The organism is Acidobacteriota bacterium, assembly GCA_016195325.1.
Taxonomy (GTDB): domain Bacteria; phylum Acidobacteriota; class Polarisedimenticolia; order JACPZX01; family JACPZX01; genus JACPZX01.
On the sequence record JACPZX010000105.1, the window covers coordinates 24867 to 40411 of the forward strand.

Sequence of the window (15545 nt, forward strand, 5' to 3'; positions counted from 1 at the left end):
ATGCCTCATTCATCCGGCGGCCCGGACGCGGCCGCCAGATGATCGGGCTTGACCTTCGACGCGTCGAAGCGGGATGCGGAGTCGAGCATCTTGCGCATCGTCGCGTCGAACTCCGCCCTGGCCGCGCGCTGGAACCGGAGCGGATTGATCCTGGCGACGACGAAGGCCTTGAGGTACGGGCTCTGAAAGCCACGCTCCTTGAGCGCCTGCACCGCCGCGATCACGGCGTCATCGAGCTCGAGGAGGAGCGCGGCGCGCCGCTTCCGTTCCTCGAGCGCCTTCGGGAGCGGCGTCGCGAGGAACTCCTCGGTGCGCTTGAGAACGGAGTGGTACGCCCCGCCGCTGAACCGGCCGCGCTCTTCGTAGGCGAGACCGAGCGTGAGGAACGACGGCTCCTCGAACTCGAGAGTGAACTCCTTCTCGGGCCGCCTCTCGTCCACAGCGAGGGCGCGCGCCATGCGGATCACCTCGAGCGACTTCTCGCGAAGGTTGTGCGCCTTCTCGGTGTTGAGGGCGAGGATCCGGTAGGCGACCTCCTCGTCGGGGAGGACGAGGGCGACGATCGATCTCCCCCCCAGCCGCTTGACGGCCGCGGTGCGGTGATGGCCGTTCGGAGTCCAGTAGGCGCCGTCCTTCGTGCGGATGGCGATGACGGGATCGAGGAAGCGATCGAGCTTGTCGATGACGTCGGTGAGGCGCGCGGCGTGGGTGTCCGAGAGGTCGCGCTGGAAGGGGGTCGGGATCACCTTCTCGGCCGGGAGGCCGGCGAGAAGCTGCCAGTGGCCGCCGATGGGATCGCGGTACGCCGCGAGGACGCTCCCCCCGTCCGCCTCGATGGCGCGGGCGAGATCCACGACCCGCTGCGGGCGCGCCGCCGGGGCGAGGTCGGCGGCGGGGAGCCCCCTCGATCCGGCCTCGGCCTGCTTCTTCTTCCGGCGCGTCGCGGTCGCCTTCGGCTTGCTCCTGGGCTCGCTCTTGCGTGAGGGCATTTTCGGTCTCCGCCTGAGGCCGGAGACGCTGGGTCCGGCCGGGGCGGTCACCATAGCCAATAAACAGGACGGGCGACAACCGGGGCATTTCCGTCCCCCCCGGGCTCGACGTATATTCCCGCCATGCGCCGCGCCCTGGCATGCCTCGCGCTGTCGCTCGCCCTCGCGCCGGCCGCGGCGGCGGCGACACCGGCTCTTGACCGCAGGATTCACCCGGCCCTTCGGGACGCTTCGACAACCGGCCTCGCTCCCTCCCGGGCTCCCTTCGCCCCCGGCGAGCGCCCCGGGCGCGCGCTCCTCCGGGTGCGGACGACCGATCCCGAGGCCTTTCGATCGGAGGCGGAGCGGATCGGAGCGGAAGTCCGCGCGATCGTGGGCGGCATCGCCTCGGTCGAGGCCGACCTGGGAGCGCTCGACGCCCTCGCCGCGGCCCCCGGCGTCGTGTCGATCAAGCCCGCGCGCTCGTACCGCCCGGTGCTGGACGTCAGCACCGCGGAGATGGGGGCCGATGCGACCGCCGCGGCGTACGGCGGCACCGGCAAAGGGGTCATCGTCGCCGTGATCGACTCGGGGATCGATTTCCGCCGCATGGACTTCAGGAACGCCGACGGCACGACGCGCCTCCTCGACGCCTGGGACCAGACCGACTCGATCGGCGCGGGATCCGGCTGCGGCGCCGGCTACACCTTCGGAAGGTGCTTCCCGAAGGTGGATCTCGACGCGGATCTATTCGGGGGCGCGCCCGTCACCCTGAGCGACGGCTTTGGCCACGGCACGCACGTCGCGGGGATCGCCGCCGGGAACGGGCTCTCCACGGCGAACGGCGTCCCCGCCGGGACATACGCGGGGGTCGCGCCGGACGCCGACCTGATCATCGTGAAGGTTTTCACCAGCGCCGGGTTCTTCAACGGAGATCTCACCACGGCCTACGCCTGGATCCGGGACAGGGCGGCGGCCGCCGGCAAGCCGTTCGTCATCAACATGTCCCTCGGCGGCGACTACGGCGCGCACGACGGCACCGATCCCGACGAGATCTCCCTCGACGCGATCCTCGCCGCGCCCAACAAGGGGCGTGCCGCGGCGATCGCCTCGGGGAACTCGCGCGGTCGCGCGATCCACGCGGAGGCGACGGCGTCCGTCGGGGTCGCGCTCGATCACCCGTTCGTCATCCCGCCGTACACCCCGGCGGGAGGATCCAACAACGACGAGATCGACTTCGACCTGTGGTACGAAGGGGGCGACAACCTGACCGTGAGCCTCGTCGACTCGGGCGGAACCGTCCTCGCGACCGCCGCGCGGGGTGCGAAGGCGGGGCCGATCTGCACGACGAGCGGCCAGGTGACGATCGACGCGAGGAACACGACCGACCCGGACAACCACGACTCCGAGGTGGAGATCTTCCTTCTCGACAGCAGCGCGTGCGCGCCCGTCGTCGCGCCCCCGTCGGGCGCCACGATGAAGATCCGCGTCACGGGCGTCGGCGTTCCGCAGGGCGGGCACTACCACGTCTGGAACGTCGCGTCGCTCGGCAACTCGTTCGCGAACGTGACCTTCTCACCCGCGAACGAGACGTCGATCTGCGCGATGCCGGCGACCTCGCTCTACGCGACCACCGCCGGCTCGTACATCACGAGGAGCTGCTGGCCCAACGCCGATCCGAACAACCCGACGACCTGCCGCGCGCTCTCGGGCGTCCTCTCGGGGATCTCCGGTTTCTCGGGGAACGGCCCGACGCGGGACGGGCGGCTGAAGCCGGACGTCTCGGCGCCCGGCGAGTGGATCGTCTCGACCCTCAGCTCGTTGATCTCCGCCTCGCCGCAGATCAAGAGCTTCGACGGCCTCCACTGGGGGCTCCGCGGCACGTCAATGGCGTCGCCCCACGTCGCGGGGGCGCTCGCGGTGCTGCTCCAGTTCAACCCGGGCCTCACGGCGGCGCAGGCCCGGGATCGGCTGAGCCTCAACGCCCGATCGGACGCCTTCACCGGCGCGGTGCCCAACCAGCTCTACGGCGGCGGGAAGATCGATCTCCTCGGCGCGGCGAACGACGTCGTGAAGCCGGTCGTGGGGGTGACCGTCGCCGCCGGCGGGGCGCTCGCCTGGTCCGCCGAGCCCCACAGCTCGACCTACAACGTGTATCGGGGCGGGATACCGGGCTCGATGCCGTCGTCGTACGGGACGTGCCTCGCCTCGGGACTGCCGTCCCCCGCGTTCACCGACGCCGCGAACCCAGCTCCGGGCTCGGCTTTCCTCTACCTCGTCACCGGAGTGAAGGCGGGGATCGAGGGGGCGCTCGGCTTCGACAGCGCCAACCGTCAGCGACCAAACATCGCTCCCTGCCCGTGAAGCGCGCGATCCTCGCGCTGGCCCTCGCCATTCCGTCGCCGGGCGTCGGCGCGGACGCCTCGCCGCCCCCCCGCGGGCACCTGCCGCGGTTCGAAGTCGAGGTCTCGTACGTCGCGAACCTCGTCCACTTCATCGACAATCTCGCCGGCTCGTCCCAGGGGAAGACGGTCGCCGCCTACCGCCGTTACTGGCGGCGGAGATTCGGAATCCCCGGCGCGGGAGAGATGGAGCTCCTGCGCTCGTGGGTCGCGATCCGTTACAAGGCCGTTCCGACCCCCGAGCCGAAGGTCCTCAACGAGCGGGGATGCCTCCCGCAGCCAGGCGACGTCTCCGACTGGCGGCAGACGTTTCAGACGCGCTCCTACGAGGCGACGAGCGCCGACGATTTCATCTCGTCGATGTCGGCGGAGCTGACGCCCGAGGAATCGGCGACTCTCCGCCGCGTGTTCGAGACGTTCCGCGCGCGATTCGACGAGGCGTGGAAGGAGACCTCGTACCTGCCGCGCTTCGAGTCGAAGCTGAAGCCGTTCCTCGAGGAGAGCGGCCTCACCCGTTACCTCGGCGAGGTGGCGTCGTTTTTCGGCGTGGACCCCGACGCGGCGCCGCCGGGACGCATCGAGCTGATGGCGCTCCCCGAGGAAGGATCGACCCACGCGCAGGCCGACGGTCGGTACCTCCTCATCGAGATCCGCCCGGGCGACGAGCCCCGCGACCAGATCCAGGTGATCGCCCACGAGACGTCGCACTATCTCTGGCACCAGCTCGATCCGGCGCGCAACGACGCCCTCGCGCGCCGAATCTTCGCCTCCGGGACGTCGCCGGCGATCGTGTGGCGTCTCCTCCGCGAGGCCCTCCCGACGGCGCTCGGGCAGGGTCTCGCCGACGCCCGCCTCTCCCCCGAAACCTTCAACGCGACGGGAACGTGGTACCACCTCGCCGACGTCGATCGCCTGGCGAAGGCGATCTTCCCGGCGGTCCGGGACGCCTTCCGGGATGGGCGCCGGCTCGAGGACGGGACCATCGACGAGATCGCGCGACTCGGGGCGGCGGCGACGCCGGTGGCGGCGGCGCGCCCCGCCGATCTCGTGAGCGACGGCTTCGCCGCGGCGGGCGACGGCATGGGCGAGGCGCTCGGCCGGCTGCGACGCGACGGCCCCGCCAGGTTCTCGCGGCTTCTCGATCCGAAGGATCCGGCGGATGCGGCGTTCGCGTCCCGTTACGAGTGTCTCGGCGGTGTCGTGCTCCTCGGCCCGGAGGACCTGCGCGCCCCGGCGCGCGTCGCCTCGCCGTTCGCCCCGGAGGCGCTCGTCGCCGCCACCGGGGCCGCCGCGCCGGTGAGCGAGATCCTCACGACGCGCCGCCCGGGAGGTGGACTCGTCTTCCATCTCCTGGCGGCGAGGGCGGAGGACGCCGATCGCCTGATCGCGGCGTTCCTCGGGCTCCAGGCGATCCCCAAGGCGCCTGTACGTCTCGAAGCGCCGCGGCTACCATGAGATATCCACCATCCTCCCGACGGTCCTCATGCCGTGCTTCCGCCCGCACGATCATCCACGGAGGTCACCCATGGCCCTGCTCGATTCCGAGACCCTGGAGCGGCTGAAGTCCCTCGCGCCCGGCGAGGCTCTCTGGGAAGTGAAGTCGGCGATCTACCGCTGCGGCACCGCGTCGTCCGAGGATTTCGAGGAAGCGTTCGAGCAGATGGTCGAGGCCGGGGTCCTGACCTGGGACGAGATCGACCGCCTCGAGGGGCCCTGACCGCCGATCCCCCGCCGGGACGATGCCCACCCGGTCATGGTTCAGTTTGACTCGCAGGGCCGTGTGAGCGAACCGGGTACCCGCGAGCGCTTGGCGACACCTGCCATCAGACGATGCCTTGCCGCGAGTGGGTGGCGAGCGAACCCGGAGGCGAGCACAGGCGGGGTCCTGAGCGCAGCCGTCCCGGCGGGTCAAACTGAACCATGACCGACCACCCCCTGCCCTTGCAACATCGGGCGGGCGTCCGTACTATGGCGGACGCCATGACATTCCGGGACGCACCGCGCGGCGGCCGCCAGAGCCTCGATCGCCGCGGTCGGCAGGGAGAGAAGTGGATCCACTCATACGAACGCTCGTCCGCTTCCAGGAGCTGAACCTGGAGGTCGCCCGCCTGGACGCCCGACTCTCGCAAATCCCGACCGAGCTCAGGAAAATCGACGACGATCAGAAGGCCGCCTCGGCCTCGGTCGCCCGCGCGAAGGAGCGAGTCACGGAGGCGCAGAAGCGCCGCCGGGAGCTCGAGCGCGAGCTCCAGGACTGGGAGCAGAAGATCTCCAAGTACAACGACCAGAGCCGCGACGTGAAGACGAACGAGCAGTACCGCGCCATCCTGAACGAGATCGAGACCGTCCGCACCCAGATCGGCCAGATCGAGGAGAAGATCCTCATGGCGATGGACGACGCCGAGACCCAGGAAAAGCTCGTGCGCGATGAGGAGAAGGCCGTGGCCGCGCGCCAGGGCGAGTTCGACGCGCGGCGGGCGACGCTCGCGAGAGAGCGGGACGGCATCACCGCCGAGCGGGGCGGCATCGCCGCGAATCGCGACGCGGCGCTCAAGGAGATTCCCCAGGACGCGCTCGAGATTTACGAGCGGATCGCGAAGCCCAGGGCCGGCGTCGGGCTGGCCCGCGCGCGCGACGAGCGGTGCTCCGGATGCAACGTCAGGATCAGACCGCAGGTGTTCGCCGATGTCCGGAAAAACAACCAGATCATCCAGTGCGAGACGTGCAAGCGGATCCTCTACTTCCTCGAAGAAACGCCCCGCGCCGGCGCGGGAGCCGAAAGCTCCGCCGAGCCGGCCTGAGCCGGTGCGGCTGCTGATCCACATCGACGGCGGAGCGCGCGGGAATCCGGGCGAAGCGGGATTCGGAGTTCACGTCAGCGATCAGGGTGGAAACCCGATCACGGGGCTGTACGGCTACCTCGGCCGCCAGACCAACAACGTCGCCGAGTACGCCGCGCTGATCGCCGCGCTCCGCTACGCCATAGGCGCCGGCGCCGTGAACGTCCTCATCCGATCCGATTCCGAGCTCCTGGTCCGCCAGATCCAGGGGCGCTACAAGGTGAAGAACGCCGGCCTCATCCCGATGTACGAGGCGGCGAAGCGCCTGATCGCACGCCTCTCGCGCGTCACCCTCGAGCACGTGCCGCGCGAGAGGAACAAGGACGCCGATCGGCTCGCGAACCAGGCGATGGACTCGCACAACGAGGATCCGCCGGGCGTCTCCGCCGGACTCCCGCTCCCTCGCGCCGAGATCTCCGGATGAACGGGGACGGGCGGATCGCCGATCGTCTCTCGGCGGTGCGCGCACGGATCGCCGGCGCCGCCTTGCGCGCCGGACGCCGCTCCGGGGACGTGACGCTGATCGGCATCTCGAAGACGATGCCCGCCGGGGCGGTGCAGCGGGCGGTCGACGCCGGCCTGACCGATTTCGGCGAGAACCGCGTGCAGGAGGCCGACGCGAAGATTCCCGCGGTCCAATCCGGACCGAACCCTCTCACGTGGCACCTCGTCGGGCGCCTTCAGCAGAACAAGGTGCGCCGCGCGGTCGCCCTCTTCTCCTGGATTCACTCCATCGATTCGATCTCCCTCGCGCAACGGATCGACCGTCTCGCGGGCGAGATCGGGGCGCGCCCCTCTCTCCTCGTCGAGCTGAGCCTGGCCGGCGAGGCGTCGAAAGGCGGGATCGCGCCCGGAGATCTCGGGCCGCTGCTCGAGGCGATGCGCGGGCTCTCCCACGCGCGCCTCGCGGGATTGATGGCCATCCCGCCCATCCTCGCGGAGGGACAGACGGCCGAGGGGTCGCGCCCGTGGTTTCGAAAGCTCGGGGAGCTGCGGGACACGTGGCGCGTCAGGGGATATGATCTCCCCGCCCTCTCGATGGGGATGACCGACGACTTCGAAGTCGCGATCGAGGAGGGGGCGACGCACGTGCGCGTCGGTCGCGCACTGTTCGGAGAACGGCCGGCAGCCGAAGTGCCGGCAGGAGCGGAGGGGGCGGCCCGGCGATGAGGATCACACCACTCGACATCCAGGGGCACGAGTTCAAGAAGGCGATGCGCGGCCTCGACGCGGAGGAGGTGAAGGCCTTCCTCAGCCTCGTCGCCGAGGAGTACGAGAAGCTCGTCGTCGCGAACACGCGGCTGACCGACGAGGTGGCCGAGCTGCGCGACCGCCTCGGCGATCTCAAGGAGCGGGAGCGGATCCTCAAGGAGACGCTCTACACCGCCCAGAAGCTGGCCGACGACATGAAGGCCGAGTCGGTGCGGGAGCGCGATCTGCTCCTGAAGGAGGCCGAGCTGAAAGCCGACCGGCTCCTGGAGCACGCGGGACAGCGCGTTTCCCAGCTCGAGGCGCAGATCCTCGACCTGCGCGTCGAGCGCGACGCCTTCGAGTCGAAGATCCGCAGCGTGATCGAGCAGCACACCAAGCTCCTCGACATGCGGAAGGAAGAAGAGGATGTCTCGGGAAGGCTCCGGTTCATGACCCGACGCGAGCGCAGGGAGCCCGGCGCCTGATCCCGGCCGACCTCGCGGTCGTCGATGCGGCCCAGCTCGTCACGCTGGCCGGCCCTGCCCCACGCGTCGGCCGCTCGATGCGCGATCTCGGAGTCATCGAGGGGGGGTGCCTCGCGGCGCGCGAAGGGGTGATCGTCTTCGCGGGCAGCCGCGCCGATTTCGAGCGCGACGTCACGCTCGCCGACGACGCGGTCATCCTCGAGGGAACCGACCGCGTCGTCGTCCCGGGGTTCGTCGACGCGCACACCCACCTCGCCTTCGCCGGCTCGCGTCACGAGGAGTTCGCGATGCGCCTCGAGGGGAGTTCGTACGAGGCGATCGCCGCGCGCGGGGGCGGCATCCTCTCGACCGTGCGCGCCACCCGCGCCGCCATCCCGGAGGAGCTGGGTGAGTCGCTCCTCAGGCGCCTCGACCGGATGCTCCTCCACGGCACGACCACCTGCGAGGCCAAGTCGGGGTACGGGCTCACGCTCGAGAGCGAGCTCGCGCTGCTGCGCCTGCTGGACGAGGCCGCGACGGCGCACCCGATGACGGTCCTGGGCACGCTCCTCGGCGCGCACACCCTCCCGCCCGAGTACCAGGGGGATCGCGACGGTTACGTGACCCTCGTGGCCGAGAGGATGATCCCCGCGGCGGCGGCGGCCGGATTCGCGTCGTTCTGCGACGTGTTCTGCGAGCGGAGCGCTTTCACGATCGCCGAAGCGCGGCGCATCTTCGCGGCGGGGAAGGCCCACGGCCTCGCCGCGCGCGTCCACGCGGATCAGCTCAGCGATTTCGGCGGCGCGAAGCTCGCGGCGGAGATCGGCGCGACCTCGGCCGATCACCTCGACCACATCGGCGACGACGGCGTGCGCGCGCTCGCCGCGGCGGGTGTCCCGGCGGGGCTCCTTCCCGGCGCGACCTTCTGCCTGAAGTCGGCGCACCACGCGCCGGCGCGACGGCTCGTCGAGGCCGGAGTCGCGATCTACCTCGCGACCGATCTCAATCCCGGCACGTCGCGAACCGAGTCGATGCAGGAGATCCTCGGCCTCGGCGTGCTGCTCATGGACCTCTCCGTGGAGGAGGCGATCGCGGCGGCCACCGTCAACGCCGCGGCGAGCCTCGGCATCGCCGATCGGGTCGGGGTGCTCGTCCCCGGGATGAGGGCCGACTTCCTGATCCTGGACATCCCGCACTACCTGCACCTGGTCTACCACTTCGGGGTGAACCACGTCGCCACGGTCGTCAAGGACGGGAACGTCGTGGTCGAGCAGGGGGGGCTGACGGGGGACGAGAACGGCGGGGAGGACGGCCTCTAGAAGAGAACCGCTTCCTTCTTGATGTCGATCTTCCAGTCGTAGGTGTAGAGGAGCGTCTTCACCGGCACGGAGTAGGTGCCGTCGATCGTGATGCGCGACTGGCCGCGCGCGAGCTTCAGGTTCTCCTTCTTCACGGGCAGGTGGCGCTCGGCCGCGTAGTCGACGAGCGCCTTCACGATCGCCTCGTTCGTCTTCGTGGCCCCGTAGTTCGCCTCGCGCTCGACCTGGCTGTCGAAGTCGTAGACGGCGATGTAGACCGGGATGAAGACGTATGCGGTGTGCGCGAGCAGGGCCAGGATGACGAGCGAGATGAAGAGCTTGACGCCCGAGGCGCCGAGCTCGCCGCGCCGGGCGAGGCGTGCTCGTCGGGGCGTCGTGACGATTGGCTGCGGCATCGCGCCACAATATATGGAGGTCGCCGAAAGGGTGTCAAGGAACGCCGCGAGGGCGCGCCGGCCGGGGCGCCGAGCCGTCATATCTTGAGGATGGCGAGAAACGCCTCCTGGGGAATATCGACCTTGCCGACGCGCTTCATGCGCTTCTTCCCTTCTTTCTGCTTCTCGAGGAGCTTGCGCTTCCGGCTGATGTCGCCCCCGTAGCACTTCGCGAGGACGTTCTTCCTGAGCGCCTTGACGGTCTCGCGGGCGATGACCCGGGCGCCGATGGAGGCCTGGATGACGACCTCGAACATCTGTCTCGGGATCACCTCCCGCATCTTCTCGGCCAGGGCGCGCCCGCGGAGGTAGGACTTCTCCTTGTGGACGATGAGGGACAGCGCGTCGACCGGGTCGCCGTTGACGAGGATGTCGAGCTTGACGAGATCCGCGTCGCGGTAGCCCGAGAGGTGGTAGTCGAGCGAGGCGTACCCGCGCGAGATCGACTTCAGCCGGTCGTGGAAGTCGAGCACCACCTCGTTCAGCGGCAGCTCGTACGTCAGCATGACTCTCTGCGGAGACAGGTACTTCATCTCCTTCTGCGAGCCGCGCCGGTCCTCGGTGAGCGAGAAAATGGCCCCCAGGTACTCGGGCGGCGTGATGATGAGCGCCGTGATGAGCGGCTCCTCGATCACCTCGATCTCGCCGGCGGGGGGCATCTCCTTCGGGTTCGATATCTCGAGGATCTCCCCTTTCGAGTTCATCACCCGGTACGACACGCTCGGCGCCGTCGTGAGCAGATCGATCCCGAACTCGCGCTCGAGGCGGGCCTGGATGATCTCCATGTGGAGGAGGCCGAGGAAGCCGCAGCGGAAACCCAGGCCGAGCGCGATGGAGGACTCCGGCTCGAAGAAGAGGGACGAATCGTTCAGGTGGAGCTTCTCGAGGGCGTCGCGAAGCATGTCGTAGCCGGTGTCGTCGAGGGGGTAGAGGCCCGCGAAGACCATCGGCTTGATCGGCCGGAAGCCCGGGAAGGGGATCGTCGTCGGGTTCTTGTCGTCGGTGACGGTGTCGCCGATCTGGCACTCTTTCACGTCCTTGAGATTGCCGATGATGTAGCCGACTTCGCCCACGCCGAGCCGCTCCGTGCGCTTCATCTTCGGCGTGTAGACGCCGACCTCCTCGACGTCGTGGGTCGTCCCCATCGCCATGAGCCGGATGCGCATCCTGTCGGCGACGGAGCCGTCCAGCACGCGCACGAGCATGATCACCCCCCGGTAGATGTCGTACCAGGAGTCGAAGATCAGGGCGCGGAACGGCGCCTGGGGAGATCCGGGCGGGTGGGGGATCAGCTCGACGATCGCCTCGAGGATGTCGTCGATCCCGATCCCCTCCTTCGCCGACGCGAGGACCGTGTGCTTGGTGTCGACCCCGTTCAGGTCGGCGATCTGCTCCTTGATGCGCTCGGGCTCGGCGGACGGAAGATCGATCTTGTTGATGACCGGGATGATCTCGAGGTGGTTCTCGATCGCGAGGTAGGCGTTGGCGAGGGTCTGCGCCTCGACCCCCTGCGTCGCGTCGACGACGAGGATGGCCCCCTCGCACGCCGAGAGCGATCGGCTCACCTCGTACGAGAAGTCGACGTGACCGGGGGTGTCGATCAGGTTGAGGAGGTACTCCTCACCCGCCTTCGACGTGTAGCGCAGCGCGACGGAGCGGGCCTTGATGGTGATGCCGCGCTCGCGCTCGAGGTCCATGTCGTCGAGGACCTGATCGTGCATCTCGCGCTTGCTGAGCGCGCCGGTGCGCTCGAGGAGACGGTCGGAGAGGGTCGTCTTCCCGTGATCGATGTGCGCGATGATGGAAAAATTGCGGATCTTCTCGGGATTCATCCTTCGCTTCCGGTGTGGAGAGGGAGCCACTGTACCTTCGGCGCGGGGCGACATCAACGCCGCGGGGGCGGCGGGCCGGGGCTCAGATCACCCAGGCGTAGCCGAGCTTGAAGAAGAAGGTGCGGGAGGTGCGGGTCAACGGGATCTCGATCGGCGCGTTCGGGGGACCCGTCTCGAGCCCCGACCGGTTGTCCGAGTACCCCAGGAAGAACGCCGTCTGCGGGTTGATCTTGTACGAGAAGAGAAGCTGGCTGAAAAGGTTTCTCTCCCTCGGCTGGAACGGGCAGTTGGCTCCGCCCGGAATGCCGCCCGGACACTGCAGGCCGTAAAGGGCGAGGTTGTGCTTCGTCCCCTCGTACTGGAGGATCGCGCGGAAGAACATCCGCACCGTCACCTGATAGGCCGTCGTGAGCTGTGTCAGGTTCGCGATGAAGAGGTGGCCGTCGTCGTTCTCGAGCCGCCGGTACTCGTGCGAGAGGTCGAAGCGGACGTGCCGGCCCACGTTGTAGCGCGCGTTCGGGGCGACGCGAAACTGGTGTCCCTGGCGCGCCGCACCCGCGTCGTTCGGGTCCGCGAACGCGAAATCGACGTGCGCGTCGGCCCCTCCCGAGACCCCGAAGAAGACGGCGCGCGTCGCCTCCATGTTGAAATCGAAGTCGACGAAACCCTGGTCGAACTCGTTGTCGCGGAAGCCGGAGACCCGGTGGCCGGCGCCCAGGAACACGAACGACTGGTGCGGCCCCTGGAGCGAGACCCACCCGGCCGTCCGGTTCTGGAGCAGCCGCCCCGACTGATCGTCGCGCCAGGAGGATTCGGCGCCGGAGAGGATGCGGCTGAAGAAAGCCCCCGGCTTCCCCCACCAGGTGCGCTCGGCGCCTGCGAGCTCCTCGCGGTAATCCACCTGGGGGACGAAGCCCATGTCGGCGCGGAAGCCCGGGCCGATGTCGATGGAGCGGGCCCACGCGGAGAAACTCTTCGTGTTGTGGTCGTACTGCAGCCTGAAGGCGTGGTCACCGAACGGATCGACCGGCTGGGCGTCCCTCGCCGCGACGGCGTCCGGATACTCCGTCTGTGAAGCGAGGAGCTGCATGCGGATCGAATCGCTCTTCGTGGGCCGGAGGAGCGAGTCGACCCCGGCGACGCGATTCGAGTAACCGTCGCCTTCGCGCGACGTCACGAGCGCGCCGATCGACGAGCTCGATCCGGCGTCGAGGCGGTATCGGAGCACGGCGTCGGTGGTCGGCGCCACGAGCGTGTCGGTGATCGACCCCTGGCTCCCCGGGAAGAGGAGGTTCGTCCGCGCGTCCTCGGCCGCGAAGAAGCCGACGACGCTCTTCCCGAGCTTTCCCGTCACCTTCGCCCCCCAGGAAGGATCGGCGACGTTTCGCGAGTACACCGCCTGGAACGGCGTGTCGAAGTAGTCCGATCCCTCGAGGAAGAAGGGGCGCTTCTCGGGAAAGTAGAGGGCGAACGCCTCGTTGACGTTGAGCTGCGCCGTGTCGGCCTCGACCTGCGAGAAGTCGGGGTTGAGCGTTCCGGTCGCCGTCAGGTTCGGCGTGATCCCCCACTTCGCGGTGAGGCCGAGGTCGTAGTGCGGGCCGCTCCGGACGTTTCTGAGGCCCCTGTAGTTCGGATCGAAATCGAGCGGGAAGTTCGGGTCGTCGTCGGACCGTATCGCGGTGAGCGTCGGCGTGATCTGGATGTTCGCCCCCGGCGTCGCGCCGGCGAAACCGACGATTTTCGCGATCTGGCACAGGTAGCAGCTCGTGCTCTTGTCGCGTGGGTTCAACGTGAACTGGTAGCGCCGATCCCTCGGGAAGATGCGGACGAAGTCGACCCCCCACGTCTGATCGCCGGCGGAGTTCTGGAACCGGAGCGAGTTGTAGGGGATCGACATCTCGACGATGTAGCCGTCGTCGGTCACGCGGCCGGCCGACGTCCAGATCGCGTCCCACGACGAGTCCTCGTTCCCCGAGATGTCGTCCTGCACGAGGTCCATCTGCACCCCGACGGGATTTACGAAGAACTCGAAGGCGCGCCGCTCGTCGTTGAAGGTGTCGAGGACCAGGCCCACGAAATCGTCGCGGAACGCGAGATCCCGATCCGACAGATGGGCGTGGATCTTCCGCGGGTCGGGGTCGTGGGCGTAGAACGCGGCGTAGAAGTGCGACGCGTCGTAGGTGAGGAAGGCGTCCGTCTTCGCCCCCGCGGGGAGATTGTCGCCGGGGTTGACCTCGTACCGGAGATCGAGGTGGACCGCTCTTTCCCACGCCTCTTCGTCGAGCTTCCCATCGATCACGATGGCGCCCGACGCCCTTGGGACGCGGTACGTGGGCCTCGGGGGTTTCCCCGCCGGCCCGACCGCCGGCGGCTCGGGGGACGAGAGCTGATCGAAGGAGGCCTCGACCTCGGCGGAGAACGCGGCGGCGATCGCGAGCAGCACGAGGCCGGCCATCGCGGCGCGAGGCGAGCGCATTCAATCTCCCTGGAGCCCCCGAGCCGGGGGCCGACGACGGTCCGTCGAGACTCTCTATGGACGCACGAGCCGCGAAAAAGTTTTTCGGAATCGAAGGACCTCGTCAGTCCTTGTCGCCGCCGTCCTCGTCATCCTGCCGCTTCTCCTCGAGATCGTTGAGGGCCTCCTGCGCCGCCTCCCGGACCCGGGACGAGACGTCCTTCAGCGCCGTCTTGAGGGCCGGAGCCGCCGCCGGATCGCTGAGCTCGCCGAGCGCCTCCACAGCCGCTTCACGGACGCCGGCGTGCGCGTCCTTGAGGGCGATCGACAGGGGCTGGATGGAGCGGGCGTCCTGGAGCTTGCCGAGAGCTTCCACCGCCGCCTGCCGCACGCCCCAGTGCTCGTCGCCGAGCCGCTTCGCGAGCCCGTCGAGCGCCCGCGAGTCGCCGAGGCCGCCGAGGGCCTCCGCCGTGGCCTGCCGCACGCTCCAGTGCGGGTCCTCGAGGGCGGCGATGAGGGCCGGGACGGCCCGGGTGTTCTCGAGCGCGGCCAGCCCCTCGGCCGCCGCCTGTCGCACACGCCAGTCGGCGTCCTTAACCGCGTGGATCAACGGGTCTATTCCCCGCGCGTCGCCGAGGTGCCCGAGAGACTCCGCCGCGCTCTCCCGGACGCCGCCGTGCGGATCGTCCAGGGCCGAGATGAGCGCGTCGATCCCCGTGGTCCCCTGCAGCTCTCCGAGCGCCTCGACCGCCGCGGCGCGCACCTTCCAGTGATCGTCCTTCACCATCCCGGCCACGGGTCCCACGGCGCGCGAGTCGTCGAACTTCGTGAGCGCCTCGATCGCCGCCTCACGAACCTTGTAGCTCGGGTCCTTGAGCGCCCGGATCAGGGCGCCGACGGCGCTGGCATCCTCGATCTCCGCCAGGGCCGACGCGGCGGCCTGCCGGACGTCGGGCTCGGCGTCGCCGAGCGCCGAGACGAGCGGCTGGACGCTCCGGAGGTCCTGGAACCGCGCCAGCGCGTTGACGGCCGACGATTTCACGGTGGCGCTCCGATCGGCGAGCAGCGGCAGGAGCACCGGAACCGCGCGCGGATCCTCGAGCTGGCCGAGGGCCTCCGCGACCTCGCGCCTCACGCCCGCGTCCGCGTCCTTCACCGCGGCGAGCAGAGGTGAGAGACCGCGCGGGTCGCCGGACTCTCCCAGGGCCAGGGCCGCGTTGCGCCGGGTCGTCGCCCCGGGCGAGGCGAGCGCCGCGACGAGCTGCGGCACCGCGGTGTCGCCGAGGGCGGCGAGCGCGTACGCGGCCTCCTTCCCGGGGGTCGTGCCGGCGGGATCGATGGAGTCGCTCCGGAAGACGAAGTGACCGCAGCCCGATCCGGGGGCGAGCGCCGTGTCGTCGTCGAGCAGCTTCACGAGAGCCGTCACCGCCGCGCCGGCCGGCGAGCCGATCTCGCCGAGCTCGCAAGCGGCCCGGCCGCGCTCTCCCGGGTCGGACGAGCCGAGCTTCTCCATCCACCCGGCCGACGACGAAGGGGTCGGCCCCGTCACGCCATTCGGCACGGAGAGGAGGAGCATCACGACGTTCAACAGCACGACGACCGCTCGACGCAGAGTCATGGCTTTCGCCTCCTGGTGAGAT

The 15545-nt window shown here is 69.4% G+C and carries 13 protein-coding genes; 8 read left to right on the forward strand and 5 right to left on the reverse strand.

What is annotated here, in order from left to right; all coding sequences use genetic code 11:
- Nucleotides 1–5 precede the first annotated feature (5 nt).
- Nucleotides 6–989 carry a ParB N-terminal domain-containing protein gene (locus HY049_17970; GenBank protein ID MBI3450787.1) on the reverse strand — a complete coding sequence of 328 codons (984 nt, stop codon included), beginning with the start codon at nucleotides 987–989 and terminating at the stop codon, nucleotides 6–8.
- Nucleotides 990–1112: 123 nt separating this feature from the next.
- Here HY049_17970 and HY049_17975 point away from each other — a divergent pair, with 123 nt between their 5' ends.
- From HY049_17975 to HY049_18010, 8 genes are all read left to right on the forward strand, one after another.
- Nucleotides 1113–3332 (forward strand): S8 family serine peptidase, encoded by a 2220-nt coding sequence (locus HY049_17975; protein ID MBI3450788.1) that lies wholly within the window; start codon nucleotides 1113–1115, stop codon nucleotides 3330–3332.
- Nucleotides 3329–4825 (forward strand): hypothetical protein, encoded by a 1497-nt coding sequence (locus HY049_17980; GenBank protein MBI3450789.1) that lies wholly within the window; start codon nucleotides 3329–3331, stop codon nucleotides 4823–4825. Before HY049_17975 ends, HY049_17980 begins: the two co-directional genes overlap by 4 nt.
- Before the next feature lie 70 nt (nucleotides 4826–4895).
- On the forward strand, nucleotides 4896–5087 hold the full coding sequence (locus tag HY049_17985) for a hypothetical protein (protein ID MBI3450790.1): 192 nt from the start codon (nucleotides 4896–4898) through the stop codon (nucleotides 5085–5087).
- A gap of 331 nt (nucleotides 5088–5418) precedes the next feature.
- Nucleotides 5419–6171: a hypothetical protein gene (locus HY049_17990; protein MBI3450791.1), complete on the forward strand. Its 753-nt coding sequence runs from the start codon at nucleotides 5419–5421 to the stop codon at nucleotides 6169–6171.
- Nucleotides 6056–6634, forward strand: a complete 579-nt coding sequence (locus tag HY049_17995; protein ID MBI3450792.1) for a ribonuclease HI family protein — start codon at nucleotides 6056–6058, stop codon at nucleotides 6632–6634. The genes HY049_17990 and HY049_17995 overlap by 116 nt, the downstream gene beginning before the upstream one ends.
- Nucleotides 6631–7380, forward strand: coding sequence for a YggS family pyridoxal phosphate-dependent enzyme (locus tag HY049_18000; protein ID MBI3450793.1), 750 nt, complete (start codon nucleotides 6631–6633; stop codon nucleotides 7378–7380). Before HY049_17995 ends, HY049_18000 begins: the two co-directional genes overlap by 4 nt.
- Nucleotides 7377–7886: a DivIVA domain-containing protein gene (locus tag HY049_18005; protein MBI3450794.1), complete on the forward strand. Its 510-nt coding sequence runs from the start codon at nucleotides 7377–7379 to the stop codon at nucleotides 7884–7886. Before HY049_18000 ends, HY049_18005 begins: the two co-directional genes overlap by 4 nt.
- A complete protein-coding gene (locus HY049_18010; protein MBI3450795.1) occupies nucleotides 7883–9184 on the forward strand; it encodes an imidazolonepropionase in 1302 nt (433 codons plus the stop codon). The genes HY049_18005 and HY049_18010 overlap by 4 nt, the downstream gene beginning before the upstream one ends.
- Here the strand turns inward: HY049_18010 and HY049_18015 are convergent.
- From HY049_18015 to HY049_18030, 4 genes are all read right to left on the reverse strand, one after another.
- Nucleotides 9181–9579, reverse strand: a complete 399-nt coding sequence (locus tag HY049_18015) for a hypothetical protein (protein ID MBI3450796.1) — start codon at nucleotides 9577–9579, stop codon at nucleotides 9181–9183. The genes HY049_18010 and HY049_18015 overlap by 4 nt on opposite strands.
- A gap of 77 nt (nucleotides 9580–9656) precedes the next feature.
- Nucleotides 9657–11450 carry an elongation factor 4 gene (lepA, locus tag HY049_18020; GenBank protein ID MBI3450797.1) on the reverse strand — a complete coding sequence of 598 codons (1794 nt, stop codon included), beginning with the start codon at nucleotides 11448–11450 and terminating at the stop codon, nucleotides 9657–9659.
- Between the two features lie 82 nt (nucleotides 11451–11532).
- Nucleotides 11533–13926, reverse strand: a complete 2394-nt coding sequence (locus tag HY049_18025) for a carbohydrate binding family 9 domain-containing protein (GenBank protein MBI3450798.1) — start codon at nucleotides 13924–13926, stop codon at nucleotides 11533–11535.
- A gap of 103 nt (nucleotides 13927–14029) precedes the next feature.
- A complete protein-coding gene (locus HY049_18030; protein MBI3450799.1) occupies nucleotides 14030–15523 on the reverse strand; it encodes a HEAT repeat domain-containing protein in 1494 nt (497 codons plus the stop codon).
- Nucleotides 15524–15545 lie beyond the last annotated feature (22 nt).